The sequence below is a fragment of the Hyalangium versicolor genome (genome assembly GCF_020103695.1).
GTDB lineage: Bacteria > Myxococcota > Myxococcia > Myxococcales > Myxococcaceae > Hyalangium > Hyalangium versicolor.
The window spans coordinates 310,520-334,574 of record NZ_JAHXBF010000004.1 but is presented as its reverse complement, the minus strand read 5'-3'; the positions used below and the strand labels follow the sequence as shown (position 1 = coordinate 334,574).

Here is a 24,055-nt window from a genome sequence, read left to right as displayed (position 1 = left end):
GTCCGCCCGGCAGCAGGACGCAGCGCGTCTCACGAGGGGTTCGGTTACTCTGGGAGCATGAACCGATTGATCAGCGTCGTCGTATGCGGCCTGGCGGTGGCGGGTGTGGCCGCCGCGGAAGAAGCCGGTGGTTTGTCGTGGACGGCTCCGGCGGAGTGGACCGTGCAGGCCGAGCGGCCCATGCGCGTCGCCACCTACAACATCCCCGCCGCCAAGGGTGACGCGGGGGGCGCGGAGCTGGCGGTCTTCTACTTCGGTGAGGGGCAGGGAGGCGGCGTGGACGCCAACGTCAAGCGCTGGGTGGCCCAGTTCCAGAAGCCCGACGGCAGCTCCGTGGAGAAGGACGCGAAGACGAAGCAGGAGAAGCTCGGCGGCTTCCCGGTGACGCTGGTGGACGTGAAGGGCACCTTCATGGGCGGAGGTCCGATGATGGGGCCCTCCACGCCGAAGCCCGGCTACCGGCTGCTCGGCGCCATCGTCGAGGGCCCGCAGGGCGCCGTCTTCTTCAAGCTCACCGGGCCGGAGAAGACGGTGGCCGCCGCGGAGAAGCCCTTCCGCAAGATGCTCGAGGGCGCGAAGAAGAAGTAGGGCTCGGGCTCAGTGGGCGGCGGGCTTCGCCGTCGCCTTGGCGGGGTGAGCGTCCTGGGGAGCCAAGGGAGCATCGGCCACCGCCTTCTTGAGCTCGGCGGTGGGAGCGGGCTTGGGCGTGGCATCCGTGAGCTCGGCGGGCCTGGCGGCCGGCAGCTCGGGGATGAGCAGGATTTCGATGCGCCGGTTGCGCGCGCGGCCCTTGGGCGTGGCATTGCTGGCCACCGGGTGCGTGTCTCCGTAGCCGGCCGCCACGAGCCTCGGCGCCGGGACGTTCGCCTTCTCCTGGAGGAAGCGCACCACGTTCACCGCGCGCGCCACGGACAGCTCCCAGTTGGTGGGGAAGGTGGCCGCGAGCCGCTGCGAGGGCGGGCTGTCATCCGTGTGGCCTGACACCTGGATGGTGCGGCCCTCCACGCCCACCAGCACCGCGCCCAGCCGCGTGAGGACGCCCGCGCCGCGCTCGGTGAGGCTGGCCTCGCCCGAGTCGAAGAGGATCTTGTCCACGAGGTCCACCTGGATGCGGCCCTCGGCCTGGGTGAGGCGAATCTCTCCGTCGGCGATCTCCGCCTTCATCTTCTCCTCGAGGTCCTGGTAGGTGGCCTTGAGGCGAGCCAGCTCCGCGTCCTTCTCCTGTACCGCCTGGGTGAGCTGATCGCGCTCGGAGGAGAGCTGGGTGAGCTGGGTGGAGAGCTGGGCCTTCTCGGAGTCGAGCGCCGCCAGCTTGTCCTCCACCGCCTTCTGGGATTGCTCGGCGGCCTTGGCCCGCTCGTGGGCCTTCAGGGCCTCGGCCTCGGCGGTCTCGGCGCGGGCCTGCACCTCGCGGAAGGCCTTCTGCCCGAACCAGAGCGCCACGGCGGCCAGCAGCACCACCAGCACGGTGATGAGCCACGGCAGCCGCGACCTGCGCTTTTCCTGCTTCTCCCAGAACGAGTCCGCCATTCAGCGACCTCTCTCCCGACGAGGAGTTGAGGGGCGGACCCTAGCGGCTCTGTTGGGGTGTGCCGCAAGTCGTTTCAGGTAAGCGCAGGTATTCGGTCGCGAGGGGCTCGAGACCGTTGCAGCTCAGAAGGGAAGACGCAGTTGGAGGACACGGCCCCCTGGCAGCCGGGCCGCCAACAGGCGTGAGCGGTCCACCTTGAGAACCTTCAGGGTGAGGCCCTTTCTCTCTGAGAGCCCATGCTCGCTGAGCAGGTAGCGCAGCTCGAAGAAGAACAGTTCCTCGCGGGCCGAGTCCGGGTACTCCGCGGTGGCGAGCAGCGCGTCCGCGAACTTGCGACCATCGGCCAGCGCGCTGGTCTCCAGCTCCATGGGGTTTTCCCGGGCCCACGCTTCGAACCGAGGGCGGAAGGAGTCCCCGAGCCCCGCCGCGAGCCGAGGCCACGAGCGCTCGACCCAGCGCCTGCGCTTGGAGATCAACGACCTGGCTGTCTCCTGGACACGCTTCGAGTCAAAGCCCTCGGGGACCGGCGCTCCCTGGGCGAGCGCCCGGACCAGCGCGGCCTGAGCTTCAGCCAGACGTTCGCGTGCCTCTTGGGTACTCATGCCCGTGCCTCGGTTTCGCTGCTCGGCCGAGAGGCCTGTGCGGACGGCTGGGAAGAGGCGGCCTCCCACCGAGCCACGCCTCGCGAGAGGGCCGCCCGGATGCCAACGAGTTCCGTGGTCAGCTCCTCCGGGCGCGGGAAGTGGTCATCCCGCTCCAGCAGAGCGGGCACGGGACCGAGCCGGGCCGCGAGCGTCTCCAGTAACTCCAGTGGGCCCGCGGGCACCGGGTGCGCGTGGGTGTCGTGGTACAGGGCGTCGTGCTTGATGCCTCCGGCGACATGCACATAGGCGAGGCGTTCGCGCGGCACGGCGGCGAGTACGGCGGCGGCATCGGTGCCCAGGTTGAGCGCGTTGGCGTACAGGTTCGCCACGTCCAGCAGCAGCAGGGCGCTCGTGCGGGAGAGCAACCGGGTGAGGAACTCCGCCTCGGTGAAGGCGGGCGAGGGCCAGTCGAACAAGGTGGCGATGTTCTCCAGCGCCAGCGGCACGGGCAGCGCCGCCTGGGCCTGCCGTACGTTCTCCGCCAGCACATCGAGCGCCTCATCGGCGCGGGGCACGGGCAGCAGATGACCCGACTCGATGCCCGCTGCGCGCACGAAGGCCACGTGTTCGCTCACGCATACCGCGCCGAGCCGCTCGGCCAGCTGCGCCAGCATGTCGAGGCGCTTCGCATCCGGAGGCTCGGCGCCTCCCAGCCCGAGTGACACCGCGTGGAGCACCAGGGGAACGCCGCGTTCCTTGAGCCGCTCGAGCGGGATGGGGAGCGGAGCGCTCGGGTTCAGGTGCTCGGCCAGAACCTCCACGAAGCCCAGCTCCGTCTCCTGGTCGATGCGGTGCGCGAGCTGCCGCCTCCAACCCAGGCCCACTCCCGCCAGCGGCTTCAATCTCCACCTCCGCCGCAGCCGCCGCAGCCGCCTCCACCCCCGCAGCTGCTGCTACTGCTGCAGCTGCTGCTACTGCTGCAGCTACTCGAGGAAGAATCCCCCGAGCTTCCAGAGGAACCCTCGGGCCTCAGCATCTGCCGGAGGTCCGCGTAGCCCATGGGGATGAGCAGCGAGGGACCGAAGAGGCCCACCGCCAGAGCCAGGTCCTTTCCGCTCACGGCCTGGGAGGACTCGGCAGCCATGACCGTGGTGCGCAGGGCCTGGTGCTCGTCCCTCAGGGCCTTGAGCGTCGCGTCGCCCAAGCGACTGCGCCAGGGCCGAGCGGTGAGGAACAGGAGGCCAATCACTCCGACTCCGACCGCCATCACGAGGAAGAACACTGGCTTGTCGCGATTCAGGCCCACGAAGATTTTCGCGAGGCCCAGCAGCAGGATCGCGCCATACACCAGCGAGGGAATGAGCTGGAGTCGAAGCGCCGTGGCGTCATCGACCACCAGCCCCTTGCTGGCCAGGCGCCTGCGGAAGTGCTCGATGTCGGGCTTCAGGTGCCGGCTCAGCGAGGCCAGGGTTGCCTCCTCCGTGGCGGCGGACTCGAACACGGAGCGCTCGATGGGAGCCGCATCCGAGGGCAGTGTTCCGTTGGTGGCGAGCGTGCGGCCTTCGGTGCGAAGCGCGTTGCGATGGAAGAGCGAGGCGATGGCCGCCTCGATCAGGGTGTCGGGTCCATCGAGCGCCGCAACCTCATACGGATCCACGCGCTTGCCCAGGTGCAGGGGCTCGCCGCCTGGGAGCCTCAGGAGGTAGCGCAGGAAGAACGCCACCCCGAGGCTGCCGATGAGCAGTGGGACGTACAGCGAGAGAAACTCCGGGCCCGTCCAATCCAGCGGGTTCATGCTCTCTCCTGTGTCGGGGGTTCGGAGGGGCGTCCACGGCCCCGCTTCCCCGCGCTGGGGAGGCGCGCTGCGGAGGTTGGGTCGTGGTTCCCATCCGCCTCTACCCTAACCACGTCGAATCGAGTCGCACTCAAGCGGAGCGATTGTCACTCGCCCGTCACCGCCGTGTCACGATGGCGCGGAGCGCCACCGGAGGACACAGGCGGGCACGACGTGGGCAGGGGTACCCGGAGCGCTTGGGCCCGGGCGGCCTAGAAGGGCAGCCAGTCGGGCTTGACGCTCTTGGGGTTGGTCAGGGCGTAGGCCAGCTGCGCCTTGAGGTCCCCGAAGGCCAGATGGTCCAGGTACATGGATTCGATCTTCTTCTGGCCCAGCTTCAGGTCCGACTTCTTGCCAGTGGAGGCATTGACGGCCACCAGGTTGTCCCCACCGTTGTAGGAGACGTTGTAGTTCTGGCCGTTCACCGTCACCTGCTCGTTGAAGCGCAGGTTCTTGGGGAGCTCGGTGGTGACGTTGGTGCCGCGCGAGCCCGGCACCCGCATGTCATCCAGGAAGCTGCGCAGGAAGTCCTGCGTCACCTGGCGGGTCTGCTTGTCGAGCGTCGGATCCACCTTCGCGTCGTACCCGAAGCCCAGGGTGCTGTCCTGCTCCTTGGGGTTGTCCAGGTTCCAGGTGGGCAGGCTGATCATGAACTGGTTGGGGCCCGGAGCGGTGCGATCCCGGAAGTCGGCCGCGCCCGTCGCGTTGTCCTTGAGGAAGGTGTAGCCGTTGACGGCGTTCCACAGGACGTTGGTGGTGTCCAGCTGACCGGTGGGCAGCGGCTTCGCCGTGCCGACGGCGTTGGAGGGGTGGTTGGCGTCCGGGCTCAGCAGCGCCGCGCCGATCTGCGGCAGGTTGTTCTTCGCGTAGCCCATGGGGAGGTTGTCCAGCGAGCCTCCGTCCGTCAGGTGGATGCTGCGGCCCGTGGTGGGGTCCACCATCTGCACCGGCTCGAAGACGCCGGGGATGGCCATGGAGGCGCGCATCGCCAGGGCCACCGGCGTGTCCGGCGTGGTCTCCTGGCTGAAGACGAAGATGCGGTCCTTGTTGGTGGGGAAGCCGTTGGGCGAAGCGCTGTCGTACGCCTTGGCGGCCACCAGTTGCAGCGGCACCTTCAGGTCCGCGAAGGTGACGGGCCGATCCTTGATGCCGGTCAGCTCGCGCAGCTTCGAGTCGAACATGTCGTACGCGGCCTGGCCGTTGAGCAGACCCCCGTCCTTGAAGTCGAGATCGAAGTCATAGAGCTTCTGCAGCCGAGGATCCTTGGCGATGGCGTCGATCTGATCGGGCGTGGCGCCCGTGGCCGCGAAGGCCGCCGCGATCGAACCCGCCGAGGTGCCGGTGAGGCTGGTGGGCACCACGCCCAGGTCGCGCATCTCCCCGAGCATCGCCGCGTAGCGCTTGCCCTTGCCGCCGCCGCCCTCGAGGCTCATGTGCACGCCAATGGGCTTGCCGTCCTGGACGGGCATGCCCAGCTCGGCGCGGCGCGCGGCCACCGCCTGCTGGTACGCCTTGGACTGCGCGGCGCTGTCCGCCTTGCCGCCGAAGAGGAACTCGAGGGGTTCGGGGGGCTTCGTCACGGGAGTGCCCGTGGCCAGTCGCGAGCCGGAGATCTGCCCGCCGGGCAGCTCTTTGGCCATGAACTGCGGATCCACCCACATGGAGCCCGGCTTCGGCGCGGTGGAGCGGGTGTAGCCGTACTTGGAGGACAGCTCGCCCTCGGCCTTGCCCAGCGCCGCCTTCACCTCCGCGTAGCGCGGCGAGTTGGGGGGCAGCATGTCCAGCTCGGTGCCTAGCGAGCGCACCTTGGAGAGCGTGTCCCGGAAGGGCTGCGTCTGGCCGACCAGCTGCTTGGCCTCGTCGTCGCGGATCTTCTGCGGCACCACGCGCTCGAGGACCTTGCGCACCGCGCTCAGGTCGACGTCGAGCAGCTTGTCGAGGGGGATTTGAAGCGGCTTGCCAGTGAGGGTGATGCCCTCCCATGGCTTGGCGCTGGCGGAGTTCGGGTTCGGCAGGGACGGCAGGTGCGCTTCGAAGGTGTCGACGACGTTCTTCAGCTGCTTGTCTACCTGCTGCGCCACGCGCTGCAGGCCCTGGCCCAGCTTCGCCAGGGGGTTGGAGGTTTCGGCCTTCTGCGCCGCTGACGTCGCGGGCGTCTCCTGCGGGGTTCGCCGTGGCGAGCCCGGGGAAGGCGGGTTCAGTTTGACGGACATGGGAATGCTCCGGTCCGGATTCTCGAATGGTGGATCAGCTTGTCCCCATTATCCGCCAAACCCTGTCGGATGTTGTGTCAGGTGGGTGGTCAACAGTCTGACATCCCCGGCAAGCAAATTGCTTGGAGGGGAGGGGGAACCGGACGGAGGTCCCTCTCGTGGAGGTCGGCGTGGCCAAGTGCAGCACTCGGAAGGAAGCCCTCATCTCTCGTGCGATCACCCTTTTCCCGAGCGATACGGTGCTGGCATCACTCCAGGTGATGCAGCAATACGGACTGGCAGTGTTGCCGGTGGTGGATGAGGCGCGGGGGGAGTTGATCGGCGAGGTGACGGAGGGGGAGCTTTGCCGCGTCGCGTCACGGCTTCCGTTGATCCCGATCGCTGAAGTTTTGACTGCCAAGGCGGCCGACGGGGAGGAAGGAATGACCGGTGGGGTGGAGGAACTCCGGCTGGAGCAGGTGGCGGTGAGCGGTTCGGGCTGGCTGCACTGAGCCCCAGTGCCCACCAGTGGGCCCCCACTGGACCTCCTATCGAACACCGCGTGGGTGGGAATGCCACCTTCCCAACGGGTAGCCCTCGGGGGTGGGCTGCAATCTGGCGCGCAGGTGCCAGCGTTGAGCCGTTGCCCCCGCGATCCCGCGTGGGCCATGAGGAGGCGTGGCTATGAAGGTAGTGGCGATCATCCTGGCCGCGGGGGAAGCCCGGCGGATGGGCCACCCCAAAGCGCTCATTGAGCACGAGGGGGGCAAGAGCTTCCTCCAGTCCCTCGCATCCACCTTTGGCAAGGCGGGCTGCGGGGTGCTGGGGGTCATCGGCAAGGACGGAGAGGCGGTGCGCGAGCAGCACCCCAGCGTGGAGCTGGTGGAGAGCCCCCGCTGGCAGGAGAGCCCCATGGCGTCCATCAAGGCGGGGGTGACGGCCGCGCTCGAGGAAGGGGCGGACGTGGTGCTGCTGCACCCGGTGGACATGCCCGCGGTGAGGGCCTCCACGCTCAAGTCGCTGCTCAAGGCGATGGGGGAGTCGGAGGAGGGGCTGCGGCCCGAATTCGAGAGCGCGCCGGGCTACCCGGTGGTGCTCTCGCGCACGGCGGCCGAGCGGTTGGTGGGCTCCGACGTGGCGCAGCTGGATCAAGCGCTCCAGGGGTTGAAGCTGCGCCGGGTGTCCGTGAAGGATCCGGGCGTGGTGGTCAACATCAACACGCCAGAGACGTACGAGCGGCTCTTCGGGATGGCGCCGAAGCTGGCTCCGCCGCCCAAGCGGCGTGTGAAGAAGACCGGGCAGACGATGCCCGTGTCCTCCCCTGGCATGGAAATGTCGGTCTCGCCAGAGGAGTGAGTCTCGAGGCCTCGGCCCCTCTGCTGGTGACGAGAGGGGCCATGGCCTGGCGAGAACTCAGAAGAAGAGGCCCATGCCGAGGAACGGGCCGTTGAAGATGTCCTGGTGCTCCACGCCGTCGACGTAGCCGGCGTCATTCAGCAGGAGCGTCCGCCAGCCGGCGCGGAAGGCGAAGGGCATGTACTTGAGCGCCAGGGCGGCCTGACCGTCGACCTGCCGGTACGGGAAGGGCGTGGCCTGCAGGCGCATCTCGAAGTCGAGGTGGGGGCTGAGCCGTCCCTCGAACGAGCCGCCGATGCTGGGGCCGAAGACCTTCAGCTCCGGAGCCTCGGCGTAGGTGAAGCCGCCCTCCAGACGCAGGCGGACCTTCTCCTGCGCGACGATGGCGTAGGTCAGGTGCAGGCCCAGGGTCGCGATCTCATCCCGGCCCGCCGAGCCATCATCGGTGGCCAGGGACAGTCCGGTGAGGCGTCCATCCAGACCGAGCCGCTCGCCCTCGAGGGCAAGGAACAGGTTCACGCGCGAGCCGCCGTCCGTGGGCCCGCCCTCGAAGCCCATGTGCAGCGGGCTGAAGATGGTGTCCTTCCGGGAGCCGGAGACCTCGGCGGCCTGAACCACGGGAGCGGGCTCCACGTAGTAGCTCGGCGGAGGCGGAGCAGGCTCCACGTAGTAGCTGGGAGGGGGAGCAGGCTCCACGTAGTAGGTAGGAGCCGGCTCGACGACGATGACGCGCTCGCGAGGAGGCTCGGGAGGCGGAGGCGGCGGACGCGGGCGGCTGCTGCCCACGGGTGAGGCCTCGTGATATCGGCTCGGGGCAACGGCCGAGGCGTCGTGGACCCTGCGCGGAGGGGGATCGTCCCGGTCCTCCTTCTTCTTCTTCTCCTTCTTCTCCTCCTTCTTCTCGGAGTCATCCGAGCGAGAGCTCTTGCCGAAGCGGGCCTCGGCTTCCGAGGCGGAGAAGAACAGGCTCGCGGCGAGCGCGGCGAACAGCAGGTTCTTGAAGGAGGGCATGGTCCAACTCCTGGCCGATGATGGCTGCTGTAGCCAGGACGGCTGCCTGCTCTGGATATTCAATCAGCGTCAGAACGCGAAGCCGAGGCCGAGGTAGGGGCCGCCGAGGATGTCCTCGTGCTCCACGCGATTGTCATCCGCCCAGCCGTTGTCGTTCAGGTAGAGCTGCCGCCACCCGCCGCGCAGCACGAAGGCGTTCATGTGCAGTGCCAGCCCGGCCTGCCCGTCGAGCTGCCGGTAGGGGTACGGGGTGGCCTGGCCTCGCAGCTCGAGATCCAGGTTGCCGTCAAGGCACGCCTCGAAGGAGAGCCCGAAGCTTGGGCCGATGGCGATGAGGTCCGGCGCGCGCGCGCTGCTGATGCCACCCTCGACGCGCAGGCGCACCCGCTCTTCGGCGATCAGGGCAAAGGTGAGGTGGAGGTTCATCAGGGTGATGCTGTCCGTTCCCGCTGTCCCGTCATCCGTGGGGAGCGCGAGCACCAGCGCACGTGCATCCATGCCGCCTCGCACGCCCTCGACGCCCAGGAACGCATCCAGCCCGGCGCCATCCATCAGGGCTGCGCCGTCCACGCCCAGGCGGACGCTGAGCGGAGAGGGTCGAGAGCTCGAGGTCCGCACCTCGGCGGAAGGGAGCTCCTCCACGGTGGCGGGAGGAGGAGCCTGCGGAGGCGGAGGAGGCGGAGCCGCCTCCACGTAGGCCACGGCGGGGCGCGTATCGACGAGAAGGGTGAAGAGCAGATCCACCAGGAACAAGCCCGAGGACGAGCGGCGGCGGCGCGGCTTGTCGTCATCGTCGTCGTCGTCACCCACCGCCGTGGCTTTGTGGGACTTCTTGTCGTTGTTGGAGGACTCGCTCGAATTGGAGCGCTTACCGAAGCGGGCCTCGGCCTGGGGTGCCGAGAGCAGCACGCCCACGGCAAGCGCGGCGCACAGCAGGTTGCGGATGGACGACACGGTCCAGCTCCTGGGGCAGGGGGGCCACCATGGTTCGGCCGGACGCATGGACGGCAACCTGCTCGAATCTATTTAAAACGCAGATTCGTGGAAGCAAGCAAGCGTGCACGCCGTGCTGGTGACGTGCACTGCACACAGGTATGTGGAGCCCATGGACAGTGCGACAGCGGTCTCCCGTCGCTCCGCCTTCGCGCACCGCGACTTCCGTCTCTACCAGGGCGCTCGTCTCTTCATGACGCTCGGGTCGCAGATGCAGTCGGTGGCGGTGGGGTTCCACATCTATAGCCTCACCCATCGGCCTCGGGACCTGGGGTATGTGGGGCTCGCACAGTTCCTGCCCATGGTGCTGTTGTCGCTCGTCACGGGGGACACGGCGGATCGGCACGACCGGCGCCGGGTGCTCATGGGCTGCTACGCGGCGATGGTGACGGGGGCGCTGCTGCTCTTCGGCTTGTCGCGGTCGGGAGTGACCGAGACGTGGCCGTACTATTCGGTGTTGGTGCTGCTGGGCACCGCGCGTGCATTCGCGGGTCCGGCGGGCCAGTCGCTGGTGCCGCACCTGGTGCCCGTGCAGTTCCTGTCGAGCGCCGTGGCATGGAACTCGACGGTGCTCCAGGTGGGGACCATCGCGGGCCCTGCGGTGGGAGGCCTGGTCTACGACGTCCTGCACGCGGCCGGTGTCTTCCTCATCTGTGCCGTGATGATGGGGCTGGGCCTGGTGATGCTGGCGTTGATGCGGGTGCACACCGGGCGCATGGAGCAGGCGGCGACGTCGTGGCAGCGGCTGCTGGCGGGCCTGCGCTACGTGCGCAGACAGAAGGTGGTGCTGGGCGCCATCTCGTTGGATCTCTTCGCGGTGCTGCTTGGGGGCGCCACGGCGCTGCTGCCCATCTACGCCCAGGACATCCTTCACACAGGGCCGTGGGGGCTGGGCTTGCTGCGCAGCGCGCCGGCGGTGGGAGCGGCCCTCGTCGCGGTGTCTCTGGCCGTCTTCCCCATGAAGCGCAACGCGGGCAGGACGATGCTGGTGTGCGTGGCGCTCTTCGGCGTGGCGACGATGGTGTTCGGCGTGTCGCGCAACCTGGCGCTGTCCGTGGCAGCCCTGGTGGTGTTGGGGGCAGCGGACATGGTGAGCGTGGTCATCCGTCAGACGCTGGTCCAATTGGCCACGCCGCCGGAGATGCGCGGCCGGGTGAGCGCGGTGAACATGGTGTTCATCAGCGCCTCCAATGAGCTCGGGGAGTTCGAGTCCGGCTTCACCGCCGAGTGGTTTGGCGTGGTGCCCTCGGTGGTGCTGGGCGGAGTGGGCACGTGCGTCGTCGTTGTGCTGTGGGCATGGCTCTTCCCGGAGTTGCGCCGCATCGCCAACACCGACGAAGTCAAACCGTTGAATAGCTGAGGCGGGGGGGGGGGTCGGACGCGGGCCTACTCCATGAGTTGTGAGCGTTGGCGTGAAAACACCCTACTCAGTGGGTTACATTCTGCCGGACCCTATGGTATGGGCGCGCCATGTTCATGTGGCTCCGCCGTTTGTTTGCTGTCCGTGAGGAAGCGCCCGTACTTCCTGGAGAGGCGCCTCCTGAGGCTCCTCCCGCCTGGGCGGGCTCGGTGCTCGACGCCGTCCAGAAATCCTCGCGAGCCCTGGCTCGGCTGACCCTCCAGGTCGAGGACCTGGATCGGAAGCTGGAGGGAGGGCTCGCGGAGTTGAGGGGTTCCCTGTCTTCGCCCAAGGGCTCCGCTGCCGGGACTTCCCCTGGCGACGAGCCACGCTGGGATGAGCTGCTCGATGCGCTGGATCTGCTCGACGAGGCTGCTCGAGTGGCGGACCCGGCGATGGCGCCTGGCCTGAAGGGCGTGGGAGCTCGGCTCGAGGCCTTTCTGGCCGGTTCGGGACTCACCCGGTTGGTTCCGATCGGCCAGCCCCCGGACGGGCGCGTGTTTCGTGTCGTTGGAGCGCAGCCTCACCCGGGATTCGCCGACGGAGTGGTCGTCCGCATCGTTCGCGCCGCTGTCCTGCGAGGCGAGCACGTCGTGCGCGAGGGCGAGGCCATCACTGTGAGGAACCAGCCATGAGTCATTCCTTTGGTATCGATCTGGGCACCACCAACTCGGTCATCGCCCACCTTGTCGACGGCCGGCCGGTGGCGGTGCCCATCGACGGCAGCCCCATTGTCCCCTCGGTGGTGCTCTACACGGACGATGGCCCCGTGGTGGGCCGTCAGGCGCGCAACCTCGAGCTACAGAGCCCCGAGCGGTGCGTGCGCTCCGTGAAACGGAAGATGGGGACCGCCCACCGGTACTCCATCGCCGGGCGCGAACTGTCTCCCGAGCAGGTCTCCGCGGACATCCTCTCCGCGCTCAAGCGAGGCGCGGAGAAGGCGACAGGCGTCCCCGTGAGGGACGTGGTCATCACCGTTCCGGCCTACTTCGATGATGCTCAGCGCCGCGCGACCCTCGAGGCGGGTGAGCTTGCGGGGCTCCACGTGCTGCGCCTGCTCAACGAGCCCACCAGTGCCTCGCTCGTCTACGACCGGCTGAGTTCCCCGGAGGTTGCGAGCCAGGCGCAGCCTGAGATCCTCCTTATCTATGATCTGGGAGGCGGCACCTTCGATGTGTCGGTGCTCGAGGTGTTCCAAGGCGTGCGCGAGGTGCGCGCCACTGCGGGCAACACCCACCTGGGCGGGGACGACTTCGACAGCAAGCTGGTGCAGCTCTTCCTCGATGAACTCGCACGCAGCCATGCCGTGGATCCTCGTGAGGATATACGGGCCATGGCACGCCTGCAGCGGCTGGCCGAGGAGACGAAGATCCGCTTGTCCTCGGAGATCGCGGTGCACGTGCGTGAGGAATTCCTCACCCACGCGCAGGGCAAGCCCATCCACCTGGACATGGAAGTCCGCCGCCGTGCCTTCGAGGCGCTCATCGAGCCCCTGCTCGAGTCCACAGGGCTCCTGGCCCGCCAGGCGCTGCAGGAGGCGAGGCTCGAGGGTCAGTCCTTGTCGCGGGTGTGCCTGGTAGGGGGATCGACCCGCATCCCTCAGGTCCGCGGGTTGCTGGAGGAGGTGTTCGGCGTGGAAATCCACGAGGAGGTGGATCCGGATCTGGCAGTAGGGCTGGGTGCCGCCATCCAGGCTGGTTTGCTGACCGGCGAGCCGGTGGAACGCATCCTTGTGGACGTGGCCTCCCACAGCTTGGGCATGCGTGTCATTGGCCTGGAGGACGAACTGCGAGCGGAGCCAGACACCTTCGCGCCCGTCATCCGCCGCAACACGGCGCTGCCCGCCGTGAGGGTCGAGGAGTTCTACACCCTGTACCCCGAGCAGGAGCGCCTCAACGTGGAGGTGTTCCAGGGGGAGTCGTCCCGGGTGTCAGAGAACACGCGAGTCGGAGCCTTCGACTTCCCACTCGAGCCTCGGCCCGAGAACTCACCGGTGAGGGTGGAGTTTGCCTACGATCTCAACGGGGTGGTGAAGGTCTCCATCAGCCAGCCCGGCACCGCGAATTCGAAGACGGTGGCCCTCTCGGTGGCGGATGCGGGCAAGGCCATCCAGGCGCGAGCGGCGCAGAGCGCGGTGGCACGCAAGGGGCACGCCCTGCTCGAGCGCCTCCCTCCCGAACTGAAGGCCGAACTGGAGGGATTGCTCGAACGCTACACCTCGGCCGAGGGGGCTGCACGCGAGCGGGCCGAGGAGGCGCTGCTGGACTTCTTCCTCGAACACGAGCCGCATCACGTGGAGCCTTGAGCCATGGCGCAGCAGGCTTCAGAGGAGCGCCAGCATCGTCGCTGGTTGGAGGATGCTCGAAAGTATCTGGGCAGGGGAGATCTGGAGGCCACGCTGGCTCCACTGCTCCGGTTGCCCCCTGAACTGCGCGAGGAATTCTTGCCTCGTGGCGCAGCCCTCTTTCGCGATGCCGTCCAAAAGCAACACCGCCGCGGCGACTGGGGAATGCTCGCGACCCTTGCCGCGCGCGCGGATGCTGAGCCCCGACTCGTGGAGCAGGGCGTGGGGCTCGATGAGGCACAGGCCACCTGGTGGCCGCTGGTGTGGGCGGCAGGGCGCGCTCGGGAGTGGGCCCGGAGCCAGCGGTTGTGGCAGTCCCTCGTCCCCACGGCACGCGAGAAGGCACCTCGGCTGTCGGTGGCGATGGAAGCGTGGATCGTCGGCCAGGGTGTTCCCGCGCCCGAGTCAGTGGCCGCCGTGCTCGAGTGCCTGCCTCCGGTGGACTTGCGGCTCGGCATCGAGCCGGTGCGTCTATCTCCAAACCTCCGAGCACCTCGCTCCGTGGAAGAGGTGGAAGGAGCAGTCCTCGCCCTGTGCGCGATGGAGCCCTTCACTGTCTTCTCCAGTCGCGTCGAGGCGTGGGCACGCGAGGCATCCGCCGAGGTGATTCGAGCGGTGTGGCAGCTCACGGGCCAACTGGCAGCCCGAGAGCTGTGGCTCCGGGCCACAGCGGGAAAAGGCTTCGCCGCGTACGCAGAGCCGGCCTCCTTGCTGGCCCGCGCGGCACGTGGAGTGGGAGACCCCCAGGTGCTGTCAGTGCAGGCGCTGCAGGCGCTGCGGGTGGTGACGGGGAGTCTTCCCCTGGAGGGGCTCGCGCGCGCCGAGGATGCCGAAGGCTGGTGCTCTCTGGCCCAGGCCATTGCGCTCCAGCCGGACATGCGGCCCTGGGTGATGCGGGCTGCATCCGAGGTCCGCTTCTCGGGGGCTGCATTGCCGCAGGCGCTGCGCCTCTACGAGGCGCTGCTGGACTTCGCGCCGGATGCGCCAATCTGGGCTCGGGCGTTGCTGGCTTGGGACGAACACAAGCCGGAGGCACGCAGCGCACCGGAGTGGCTCCAGAAGGGGCTGCGCGAGTTGATCGCCACGCAGGTCCCCTCCCTGTTGGCATGGCTGAAGGCACTGAAGCCCTCCGAGAGCAACCTGCTGGTCGAGTGCGTCGCCTCCACCTATGCCCCCGAGCTGGTGGAGTCCTGGGTGGAGGGGAGCTGGGAGTTGGCGGATGAGGAGTTGCGGCGCGTGTTGAGTGGAGCCATCTCCGTCCTGCTGGACCGAAGCCGGAACAAGCAGGCGGTACGGAAGATGGAGCGGCTCGTGCGGGGCGCGCTGGACTCGAAGGACGCCGCGCGGCTGGTGATTGAGCAAGGAATCGAGCAGCTCGCGGCCACGGTGGAGTTGTCCGCCGAGGGTTTGCGCATCTGGCGTCGGTTCGGTTCGAGGATGCTCACCTACCGCGCCGAGTTCTTGGAGGAAGCGGTGCGGCAGGCCGCCTCGGAAGCCGAGGCGTGGGAGGTCGCCGAACGGTACTTGCAAGCTCGCGCGGGGGATCCGGCGTACATCGACGTGCTGCTGGCCATGGATGGAGGCGGACAGATAGGGCTCGCCCGTCGGGTTCTGGGGCGATGGGTGGAGCGGCGTTCGGAAGATGTCCAGGCGCTCGCCAAGGCGGCCTTGTCCTTGGGGTCCATGGAGGCTCCCTGCGAATACCTGCACCCGATGCTGGAGGCTCTTCTGCGGACTCTGGAAGGACAGCCACAGTCCGCGCGCACCGCTGAGGTGCTTCGGGCACTGGCGCTGGCGCGCGATCATGGAGTCCGGCTGCGCAAGCGCAGGGCGCCGCGCAAGAAGAAGGAGCCCGCCAATCCCGAGAAGGAGCCCGCGCCGCGCAGGAAACGAAAGCCTCGGACCCAGGAGAAGCCCTGATGGCGATGTCCAATGAGTCGTTCTCCGTTCTGGGGCTGCCGCCTACGTTGGATCCTGCGGCCGTCAAACGCGCGTACTTCGCGGCGTTGGCTCGCCATCCGCCTCACCAGGATCCGGAGGGGTTTCGACAGGTGCGCGAGGCCTACGAGACACTCTCCCGCCCTGGAGCATTGGTGATGGCGTATCTGGCCAGCCCTGTGGACGTGGAGAGGCTGGCCCATGAGGCGCGTGAGCGCTTCGATGCGGCTCTCGAGAAGGCCCGGGAGACAGCGCTGGCTGCTCGCGCCGGGCAAGAGGCCGCGGCCCGGTTCCAGGAGCGGTGTGCTCGGATGCGTTGGGATGAGGCGCTTCGGGCTTGTGCCGGAGAGCCGGTCCGCTGAATGCTGGACGGAGCTACACGCTCATTGCAGCGGAGGTGTCAGCGCCGGCCCGACTTCTTGCTGGACTTGCCACCCGATGCAGCCTTCACGGGAACGAGCGGTGGAGGCGTGGGTTCAAGGGTCGCCAGCAGCGATGCGGGAGGAACGGGCATGGGCGAGAGTGTCAGCTCCACGCGCCGGTTGCGCTGGCGGTTCTGAGGCGAATCCATGGGCACCTCGGGCCGGAACGAGGCATGCCCGATGGCACTGAGCCGCTCTGGGACGATGCGAGCGGGCGGCTCCATCAAGACGCGCACGATGGCCGTGGCGCGCGCGGAGGACAGCTCCCAGCTTGTTCCAACCCCCGTGCCCGAGGCGGCGGGCAGGTCATCCGTGTGCGAGGACACCTCCACCGCGTGGCCTTCCACCGCGGCCAGCACCGCGCCGATCCTTCCGAGCTCCTCCACTCCCTGGGCCGTCAGCGAGGACTGGCCCGGCTCGAAGAGGAGCCGCTCGGACAGCTCCACGCGCAGGGCATCGGGGCGGGTGGTGTCGAACCAGATGTCTCCCTGAGCGAGCTCGTTCTTCAGCCTGGCCTCCAGCTTGACGCGGGCTGCCTCGCGCTGCGCGGCCTGGACATCCGCCTCCCGAATCTTTCGAGCCTCGCTTTCGCGCTGAGCCGTGGTGCCTGTCTGCTGTTGATCCAACTGCCTCAGCCGACGCTCCATGCTGGCGCGCAGCACCTGCAGCTCCGCCACGCGGGCCTCGGACTCCAACGTGCCCTGCTCGAGTTCCGTGTTGCGTTCCAGCAGCGCGGAGATGGAGGTTGATGCCATCCACCCGCCTCCCACCGCCAGAGCCACCACTCCCGCGAGAAGTGCCCACGGGAGCCACACTCTGCGTCGCGGTGGCGCTGCGCTTCGGGCTTCCTCCATGCGGGTGTGACTCCTGGTGGTTGGAGCCCCAACGCTAGCGGTGTTCCCGGGGTGCGCCTCAAGGGGGACAGCGGCGCCCATCTGCCACATGCGAACGTGGCGCAGCGCGACATCGGGTGCCGCGTCGCGTCGCCGAGCCCTGAGTCCAACCGTACACGTCACGCCCCCCCACTTCGCACCACCGGGTAGGACGTGGTATCGGATTTGTCCCCCCTTGGGAGGAGCACAGAGGAAGCATGGGCATTGGGTGTGTGGTGTTGGATTTCGATGGGACCTTCACCGATGTGGCGGCGGAGGGGGCACCCTTCGTGCGCCATTTCAAGAGCCATCTGGCGGAGTTGCTGGGGAAGGACCCGCAGACGGTGGAGGCCGCCTGGCGTGAGGAGGAGGCAGCGGTGCTGGCGGGCGCGCATGCGTTTGGCTGGGATATCGGAGGGCGGACGGTGGCTCCGGCCACGGCGGATCCCTACCTGCTGTCCAACTGCGTGGCGCGGCAGCTCATGGGCCGCTACGGCGCGCTGCCGGATCCGGCGGAGCGCTACGAGATGCTCCAGACGCTCTACCGCGAGGCCTACAAGCTGACTGGCACGGCCTTCAAGCCCGAGGCGAAGGAGGTGCTCGAGGCACTGCTCACCACGGGGCTGCCGGTGTGGATCGTCACCAACGCGCACACGGATCTGGTGGATGCAAAGCTGGATCGGCTGGCGCCCAGGGGGCGCGAGCGGCTCAAGGTGAAGGGAGACGCGCGCAAGTACGTCATCGAGGAGGCGCAGCCGGTGGACGCGCGCTTCTCGGCGTTGCCCGAGACGCTGAGCTTCGATGGGCTGCTGCCCCGGCCTGTCTACCTGAGGCGAGGTCCGTACTACGAGGCCCTGCGAGCCATCTGGGGCGAGACGGGCACGGGGCCCGAGTCCACGCTGGTGGCGGGAGATATCTATGAGTTGGACCTGGCGCTGCCGGCGGCGCTGGGGGCGCGGGTGCAGTTCGTCGCGCGAGACAACGCACTTCAGTACGAGGTGAAGGCGATGGAGCTGCTGGGCGCGCGTGGTGGGGTGGATCGGAGCCTGCGAGCCATTCTCCCCCGCCTGCGTGACTGAGGTGGATGCCATGCCAGCCATCCGACCCTTTTTCTTGCTGTGTGCGGGAGTGTTCGCCGTGGCCTGTGCCACCTCGGGCCAACTCCGAGAGCTTCGCCTGTTCCAGGAGCGGCCCTCGAAGCCGGAGGGCTGCGAGTTCGAAGTCTACGAGCAGCGTGAGCCTCCGCAAGAGTACGAGGTGATCGGGACGCTGGGGCTGACGGACAACGAGTGGATGGGAGCAGCAGGCCGCAAGCAGATGCTGAGCGAGACGGTGTGCCGAGCTGGCGCGGATGCGGTCATCCTGTCGAGCCCGGTGGAGCGCAAGAGCGCTGCGGGCCGACTCCGTGACTACGAGGCGCAGTTCATCTCCTTCGCGCTTGGGGCGACCGAGCCAGCCGCGCTGCCGGGCCAGCCGCCTGCCGAGCCCGGCGCCATCATCGTGCCTCGGGGCATGGAGTGGCCCGAGGAAAGCATGGGCGAGTCCACGCGCAAGTGGGAGCCGGAGAAGGCCGAGCCGCCCGCGAAGAAGTAGAGGCAGGGTACCCCTGCCGGGGTACATCCCACCCCGAGAGCGTGGCCTACCCTGGCTGCGCTCATGGGAGTGACAGCGAAGTGATCCGATACGGATTCACCCTCGCCGCGCGCCTGTGAGGACAGGACACGGAACCGAGAAGGGTGAGTCCATGAGAAACAGAGCAAGCCCATTATGGCTGATGGCCCTGGCGCTATATGCGACCGGAGCCGCGGCCGAGCCCGATACTTTCGGCTTGGGGACAGGTCGCGATGGAGCGCTGACCGTCTTGAAGCCTGGAGCGGTCATCAACCGCTATGCGCAGGTCACGGGGCCGCTGGCGCCGGGAGACCTGCAGATTTTCGTCTCCTCATCGGAGGGCTTCGCTGGCGGAGACCTGGTGATGGTGCTGCAGACGACGGGCATCGTGCCGGAGCCGCTGAGAGGAAAGCCTGCACCGGTCGATCTGAGAGATGATCCGGTGGGGCAGTGGGAACTCGCGCGACTGGCGGCGGCAGGTCAGGGTGAACTGACTCTCACGGTTCCGCTGGTGCACTCCTACGCGGGGCGGGTGACCCAGGTCATCCGGGTACCAGAGTTCACCGAAGTGACGGTGCGCTCTGGAGCCAGCCTCGTGGCCCAGCCGTGGAACGGAGAGACAGGAGGAGTGCTGGCATTCCTGGCGAAGGGGGCCGTGCACAACGAGGGGGAAATCCAGGCAAACGCGGCGGGTTTTCGAGGAGGGCCTGCGGTGCAACTGCCGACGGATCTCCTTGGGTGTGGGTTGCTGGCTCGAGAGGTGAGGCCGGGAGCAAGGAGGGGCGAGGGCATCTCCGTCATGAGCTACGGCCCCGGGGAGACGGGATTCGATAACGCATCCAACGGAGGAGGCGGTGGCATCTGTCCGCTGTCGGGAGGAGGAGGCGGCGGGAACGGGGGCGCTGGCGGACGAGGAGGTGACTCATCGGCACCGTGGGATGTGACGCGAGACATCGGAGGAAGGGGAGGCGCTGCGCTGCGCTACTCGATGCTCGATCACCTGACATTGGGCGGAGGCGGAGGGAAGGGGCATGGGCAGGACGGGAGTGTCAGTTCGGCGGGAGTGGGAGGAGGAGCCATCTTCGTGCGAGCTGAGAGCTTGAAGGGCCGGGGCACCTTGCAAGCGCGAGGCGAAGCAGGTGGCAGTGCAAGCGGAAGTGGCGGAAGCGGAGGTGGTGCGGGAGGCAGCATCTACCTGAGGCTGGCGGGCGCAGCCGAGTGCGGAGGCATCTCCGCGCGAGGCGGATCGGGAGGAAGTCCACAGCAGAGTTCGCTCGTGCAAGCCGGAGCGGGCGGTGGCGGCGGCGGTGGCCGGGTTCTCTATCAAGCAGCCGTGGAGGAGACCTGCCCGATTCAAGTTGAGGCAGGGATGGCGGGTTCGCGAGTGACTACGTCTGTCTCAGCCTGGATGGGAGGGGATGCTCAACCCACGGAAGGCAATCGAGCTCTATACCAGGGCATCATCCAAAGACTGGCAGAGGGTTTCTCCATCGCAAGTGTTGCCGAGTTCGCGGCTCCTGACACGGTGATCGCCAGCAGTCCAAAGAATCCGACCTATGAGAGGTCGGCAATTTTCACCTTTACGGGAGCTGGGAACCAAGGCAAGTACTGGTGCAAGGAATACACGGGAACGGAAAGCGTCTTTCTGGATTGTGGGCCTTCGGGGTCCGGCGGCTCGGGAGACACGGGGGTAGAGGACTATACTGGCTTGGCTCCTGGCATCCACACCTTTGAGGTGTATGCAGAGGACAAGAACAAAGTGCAGGACCCGAGTCCCGCGAAGTTCATTTGGGAAATCAAGGAGACGGTGATTGTCAACCAGCCCCTAGTGCTGACAAATCAGACGGCGGCGACGTTTACCTTCACGGGCGCGGGCACGGGTGGCAAGTACTGGTGTAGGGAATACACGGGGACAGCAGGTACCTATCAGGACTGCGGAACTGCCGGCTCGGGTGGATCAGGAGACATAGGGGCGAAGACATTCAGCAATCTGCCGCCCGGCTCTCACACCTTCGAGGTGTACGCGGAGGATGCTAGCAAGAACACGGACATCGCGACCCCTGCGAGTTTCACTTGGGTAATCGACGTCGCTCCACCAGACACGGTGATCGCCACCAGCCCCAAGAACCCCACCAACCAGACGACGGCGACGTTCACCTTCACGGGAGCGGGGCCAGGTGGTAAATACCGGTGCAGGGAATACACGGGATCCCCGAGCACCTACGAGGACTGTGGTGCCGCAGGCTCGGGTGGATCAGGAGACACGGGAACGAAGAACTTCACCGGCCTGTCCCAAGGCATCCACACTTTCGAGGTGTACGCGGAGGATGCCGCTGGGAATGTGGAAGTGTTTGCCGCCGTCTTTCTCTGGGCGGTGGACATCACTCCTCCGGACACGGTGATCGCCACCAACCCCAAGGACCCCACCAATCAGACAGCAGCGAATTTCACCTTTACGGGGGCGGGGACGGATGGCAGGTACTGGTGCAGGGAATACGTGGGGACCCCTGGCACCTATCAACCCTGTGGGGCCGCTGGTTCGGGTGGGTCGGGCGATACAGGAGCGAAGAGCTTTACCGGCCTGGTGCCTGGCACCCACACCTTCGAGGTATATGCGGAGGATGCAGCTGGGAACGGCGATAGCACTGCCGCGAAGTTCACCTGGACTGTGGACCTCACCGCGCCGGATACGGCGATTGGCAGCCGCCCACTGGATCCAACTCATGAGACGACGGCGGTGTTCACCTTCACCGGGGCAGGAACTGGCGGCAGGTACTGGTGCCGACTCGCGATCCCGAACGCTGTCTTCGAGGACTGTGGGGTTGCGGGCTCAGGAGGAAACGGGGATGCGGGGGCGAAGAGCTTCTCCGGCCTCACCGAAGGGCTGAACACCTTCCAGGTGTACGCGGAGGATGCTGCTGGGAACGTGGACACGACTCCAGCTCAGTTCTCCTGGGTCATCGATACCACTCCGCCCAATACGGTGATTGCCAGCAGTCCGAAGAACCCGACGAACCAGACGACAGCGGTGTTCACCTTCACGGGAGCGGGAGCTGGCGGCAGATACTGGTGTAGGGAGTGGGCGGTGACGCCTGGTCCCTATGAGAACTGTGGAACTGCGGGCTCAGGTGGTCTGGGAGACATGGGCGCGAAGAACTTCTCAGTGGGAAATGGCATCCACACCTTCGATGTGTACGCGGAGGATGCAGCGGGGAACATGGATGCTTCTCCAGCGCAGTTCATCTGGAACGTGAACACCATTCGTCCGGAGACAGTGATTGTCAGCAAACCCGCGGATCCGACCAGCCAGAGGGCGGCGACGTTCACCTTCACGGGAGCGGGAACGAACGGCAAGTATTGGTGCCGGGAGTGGACGGGGCCAACGCCTGGCAGCTTCGTGGATTGTGGTGCCTCGGGTTCAGGCGGCACGGGCGACATGGGAACGAAGACCTTCTCCAGCCTGCCCGACAATACGCACTCCTTCGAGGTCTACGCCGAGGATGAGGCTGGAAACAAGGACGAGAGCCCAGCTCAATACTCGTGGAAGGTTGACACACAGGCGCCAGATACGACGATCACCAGCAAGCCTCCCAATTCTAGCAATCAGACCACAGCCACGTTCGAGTTCTCCGCAAACGAGCCCGGCGTGGGCTTTTTCTGCTCGCTCGACGGAGCCGCCTTCGCCACGTGCACCAGTCCGCATCAATTGACGAACCTCGGCGAGACTCCTTCACCCCACACCTTCCGTGTCTATGCCACGGATGGAGCGGGAAACTCGGAAGCCGAGACAGGTGCCGCTAGCTACAGCTGGGTCGTGGACCTCACGTCTCCTGAGACGACGATCAAGACAGCTCCATCGTCGCCTACCAAGGATCCGAATGCGGTGTTCGAGTTCAGCTCCAACGAGACACCCGTCACTTATCAATGCTCGCTCGACAGCGCGGCTTGGGCTTCGTGCCCCACCCCGGTGACGTTCCCTGGTCTCAAGGACGACACCCACAACCTTTGTGTCAAAGCCAAGGATGTCGCTGGCAACGAGGACGGGTCTGCGGCGTGCCATCAGTGGATTGTGGATACCGGCAAGCCCCATACGGAGATCACCAGCGGTCCTTCCAGGCCGACCAATCAGGCGGTTGCCACCTTTATCTTCGACGCGGGGGAATCAGGGGCAACCTACATGTGCAGTCTGGACTCCGCGTCCTTCGCTCCTTGCATCAGCCCCAAGGTGTACTCCGGACTGGGCGAGACACCCAATCCTCACGTCTTCCAGGTGTACGCCACGGATTCCGCGGGCAATACGGAGGGTCCTGGAGGGGCCGTGAGCTACTCGTGGACCGTGGACTTCACGCCGCCGAATCCGCCCGTGATTGTTCTTCCTGCCGATAACCAGTGCACCAACAGCAATACGGTGGGCGTGGAGGGCTCTACTGAGGCCGGTGCTACTGTGACGATCTACCTGGACGGCCTGATGGATACGGCCCGCACCGCGACGGCGGATGGTTTGGGGAAATGGAGCGTGGGGGCTCCCATTGGAACCTTGAATGATGGCCCGCACACCCTCACCGCCAAGGCGAAGGATCTGGCTGAAAATACCGGTAACCTCTCGAGCACGAGGACCTTCGTTCGGGACACAGACCCACCGGAGACGTGGTTTGTCGAGAAGCCTCCTGTCTTGAGTCGGAGCAGCCGGGCTGTGTTCAAGTTTGGTTCGGACGAGAACGGCGTGCACTACGAGTGCAATCGCTACGACGGGAACGGGGTCTTCGAATGCTCGAATGGGCTGGAACTCACCAGTCTAATTGACGGATCTCACACGCTGGCTGTGTGGGCTGTGGACTGTGCTGGCAACGCGGACCCCACTCCAGAAGTTTATCAGTGGACGGTGGACACGATCGGGCCCGAGGTGATCGTGACGTCTCCCAAGGAGGGTGAGGCTGTCGGTAATAGCTCGCCAGTGATCTCCGGGACCTCCGAGAAATCAGCTACCGTCGAAATCATAGTTGACGACTCCGATCCACAGACACCTCCCGTGCCGGGAAAAGTCTCGGTTGGGACAGATGGTGCGTGGAGTTTCACGGTGCCCGTGTCGCTCCCGAACAGGGATTACACTGTGATTGCCACCGCGACTGACCCGGCTGGAAACATCGGACCGAAGTTTGGCCCCAGGAGTTTCAAGGTAGACACATCACCGCCGCACACGACCATCATCAAGGGGCCTCCACCCATCGACATCCATGACTCCACGGAGTTCAGCTTCCAGTCCAGCAAGGGAGGTACACTGTTCGAGTACAGCCTGGACAAGGTTCCCGAGCAGGAGAGTGACTGGCTGCCTGTCACCAACAAGTACGTGACGCCCAGCTTGAAGAATGGGAAGCACTTCCTGCTGGTGCGAGCCGTGGATGAGGCTGGTAACAAGGATCCCGAGCCCGCGAAGGCGGAATGGGAAGTGGCCGCAGAGCGGCCTCCTCCTCCGGAGATCAAGGCACCCGCGCCGAACGATGAGGTCTACTCTCTGACGCCCACCATCGTGGGAACAGCCGTGCCCAATGGGTCGGTGGAAATCTTCGTCGACTGGCAGGGCGTCATCACGCAAGACACGGATGCCAAGCCCAAGGGAACCGTCTCTGCCGACGAGGATGGCAACTGGTCGTACACATTCTCCGCAGAGGCAGGAGAGCACACCGTGGTGGGAAGAGCCGCCAATATCTACCAGAACAAGGGCCAACCCTCTGATCCCATTACTTTCAAAGTCTTCGAGCCCAAGCCTCAAGCCAAGGCTATCGGAGGCGGGCTGGGGTGTGACGCTTCTTCTTCCAGTGCGTCGTCCTGGCTGGCACTGCTAGGGCTGCTCGCATTCTGCGCCCACAGAGGCCGCAGACAGAGGCCACGGTAGGACCCAGCACCAGTGGCCTGCCGCGTTGGGCCGGCTTTGAAATCCCAGGGAGTGTAGCGTTTGGAGGTCGCGTGG

The 24,055-nt window shown here is 66.7% G+C and carries 19 protein-coding genes and 1 pseudogene; 12 read left to right on the top strand and 8 right to left on the bottom strand.

Annotation, left to right across the window (positions count from 1 at the left end):
- Positions 1–57: 57 nt before the first annotated feature.
- Positions 58–588, top strand: coding sequence for a hypothetical protein (locus KY501_RS10705; protein ID WP_224362713.1), 531 nt, complete (start codon positions 58–60; stop codon positions 586–588).
- Between the two features lie 9 nt (positions 589–597).
- Here the strand turns inward: KY501_RS10705 and KY501_RS10700 are convergent, their stop codons facing one another.
- The 5 genes from KY501_RS10700 to KY501_RS10680 form a co-directional block, all read right to left on the bottom strand.
- Positions 598–1,530: an OmpA/MotB family protein gene (locus KY501_RS10700; RefSeq protein ID WP_224362712.1), complete on the bottom strand. Its 933-nt coding sequence runs from the start codon at positions 1,528–1,530 to the stop codon at positions 598–600.
- 123 nt (positions 1,531–1,653) lie between these two features.
- The gene (locus KY501_RS10695) at positions 1,654–2,133 is read right to left on the bottom strand and encodes an SCO6045 C-terminal-like domain-containing protein (RefSeq protein ID WP_224362711.1); all 480 of its coding nucleotides are present in this window, start codon (positions 2,131–2,133) and stop codon (positions 1,654–1,656) included.
- Complete coding sequence (locus KY501_RS10690) at positions 2,130–3,017, bottom strand: MbnB/TglH/ChrH family RiPP precursor modification enzyme (RefSeq protein WP_224362710.1); 888 nt, start codon at positions 3,015–3,017, stop codon at positions 2,130–2,132. The genes KY501_RS10695 and KY501_RS10690 overlap by 4 nt, the downstream gene beginning before the upstream one ends.
- Positions 3,014–3,910, bottom strand: a complete 897-nt coding sequence (locus tag KY501_RS10685) for a TIGR04222 domain-containing membrane protein (RefSeq protein WP_224362709.1) — start codon at positions 3,908–3,910, stop codon at positions 3,014–3,016. The genes KY501_RS10690 and KY501_RS10685 overlap by 4 nt, the downstream gene beginning before the upstream one ends.
- A gap of 251 nt (positions 3,911–4,161) precedes the next feature.
- Positions 4,162–6,162 (bottom strand): patatin-like phospholipase family protein, encoded by a 2,001-nt coding sequence (locus KY501_RS10680; RefSeq protein WP_224362708.1) that lies wholly within the window; start codon positions 6,160–6,162, stop codon positions 4,162–4,164.
- Between the two features lie 170 nt (positions 6,163–6,332).
- Here KY501_RS10680 and KY501_RS10675 point away from each other — a divergent pair, with 170 nt between their 5' ends.
- Both KY501_RS10675 and KY501_RS10670 read left to right on the top strand, forming a co-directional pair.
- Positions 6,333–6,653, top strand: coding sequence for a CBS domain-containing protein (locus KY501_RS10675; protein WP_224362707.1), 321 nt, complete (start codon positions 6,333–6,335; stop codon positions 6,651–6,653).
- A 172-nt stretch (positions 6,654–6,825) separates the two neighbouring features.
- Entirely contained in the window at positions 6,826–7,497 is a 672-nt protein-coding gene (locus KY501_RS10670; protein ID WP_224362939.1) for a nucleotidyltransferase family protein, read from the top strand.
- A 57-nt stretch (positions 7,498–7,554) separates the two neighbouring features.
- On the opposite strand, the gene KY501_RS10665 is transcribed toward KY501_RS10670, so the two are convergent.
- Both KY501_RS10665 and KY501_RS10660 read right to left on the bottom strand, forming a co-directional pair.
- Complete coding sequence (locus KY501_RS10665; RefSeq protein WP_224362705.1) at positions 7,555–8,508, bottom strand: hypothetical protein; 954 nt, start codon at positions 8,506–8,508, stop codon at positions 7,555–7,557.
- A 69-nt stretch (positions 8,509–8,577) separates the two neighbouring features.
- Positions 8,578–9,462 (bottom strand): hypothetical protein, encoded by an 885-nt coding sequence (locus KY501_RS10660; protein WP_224362704.1) that lies wholly within the window; start codon positions 9,460–9,462, stop codon positions 8,578–8,580.
- 151 nt (positions 9,463–9,613) lie between these two features.
- On the opposite strand from KY501_RS10660, the gene KY501_RS10655 reads away from it, so the two are divergent.
- From KY501_RS10655 to KY501_RS10635, 5 genes are all read left to right on the top strand, one after another.
- Positions 9,614–10,861: an MFS transporter gene (locus KY501_RS10655; protein WP_224362702.1), complete on the top strand. Its 1,248-nt coding sequence runs from the start codon at positions 9,614–9,616 to the stop codon at positions 10,859–10,861.
- Between the two features lie 110 nt (positions 10,862–10,971).
- The gene (locus KY501_RS10650) at positions 10,972–11,535 is read left to right on the top strand and encodes a hypothetical protein (RefSeq protein WP_224362700.1); all 564 of its coding nucleotides are present in this window, start codon (positions 10,972–10,974) and stop codon (positions 11,533–11,535) included.
- Complete coding sequence (locus KY501_RS10645; RefSeq protein WP_224362698.1) at positions 11,532–13,205, top strand: Hsp70 family protein; 1,674 nt, start codon at positions 11,532–11,534, stop codon at positions 13,203–13,205. Before KY501_RS10650 ends, KY501_RS10645 begins: the two co-directional genes overlap by 4 nt.
- Before the next feature lie 3 nt (positions 13,206–13,208).
- Complete coding sequence (locus tag KY501_RS10640) at positions 13,209–15,164, top strand: DUF6109 family natural product biosynthesis protein (RefSeq protein WP_224362696.1); 1,956 nt, start codon at positions 13,209–13,211, stop codon at positions 15,162–15,164.
- Positions 15,164–15,544: a J domain-containing protein gene (locus tag KY501_RS10635; RefSeq protein ID WP_224362695.1), complete on the top strand. Its 381-nt coding sequence runs from the start codon at positions 15,164–15,166 to the stop codon at positions 15,542–15,544. The genes KY501_RS10640 and KY501_RS10635 overlap by 1 nt, the downstream gene beginning before the upstream one ends.
- A gap of 38 nt (positions 15,545–15,582) precedes the next feature.
- On the opposite strand, the gene KY501_RS10630 is transcribed toward KY501_RS10635, so the two are convergent.
- Positions 15,583–16,359: an OmpA family protein gene (locus tag KY501_RS10630; protein WP_224362693.1), complete on the bottom strand. Its 777-nt coding sequence runs from the start codon at positions 16,357–16,359 to the stop codon at positions 15,583–15,585.
- 335 nt (positions 16,360–16,694) lie between these two features.
- On the opposite strand from KY501_RS10630, the gene KY501_RS10625 reads away from it, so the two are divergent.
- From KY501_RS10625 to KY501_RS53890, 4 genes and pseudogenes are all read left to right on the top strand, one after another.
- Positions 16,695–17,555, top strand: a complete 861-nt coding sequence (locus KY501_RS10625) for an HAD family hydrolase (protein WP_224362691.1) — start codon at positions 16,695–16,697, stop codon at positions 17,553–17,555.
- Positions 17,556–17,565: 10 nt separating this feature from the next.
- Positions 17,566–18,069 carry a hypothetical protein gene (locus tag KY501_RS10620; RefSeq protein WP_224362688.1) on the top strand — a complete coding sequence of 168 codons (504 nt, stop codon included), beginning with the start codon at positions 17,566–17,568 and terminating at the stop codon, positions 18,067–18,069.
- Positions 18,070–18,220: 151 nt separating this feature from the next.
- Positions 18,221–19,453 (top strand): annotated as a pseudogene (gene agmC / locus KY501_RS54560) (adventurous gliding motility protein AgmC); the annotation flags it as partial.
- 18 nt (positions 19,454–19,471) lie between these two features.
- The gene (locus KY501_RS53890; RefSeq protein WP_224362687.1) at positions 19,472–23,980 is read left to right on the top strand and encodes an Ig-like domain-containing protein; all 4,509 of its coding nucleotides are present in this window, start codon (positions 19,472–19,474) and stop codon (positions 23,978–23,980) included.
- Positions 23,981–24,055: the final 75 nt, after the last annotated feature.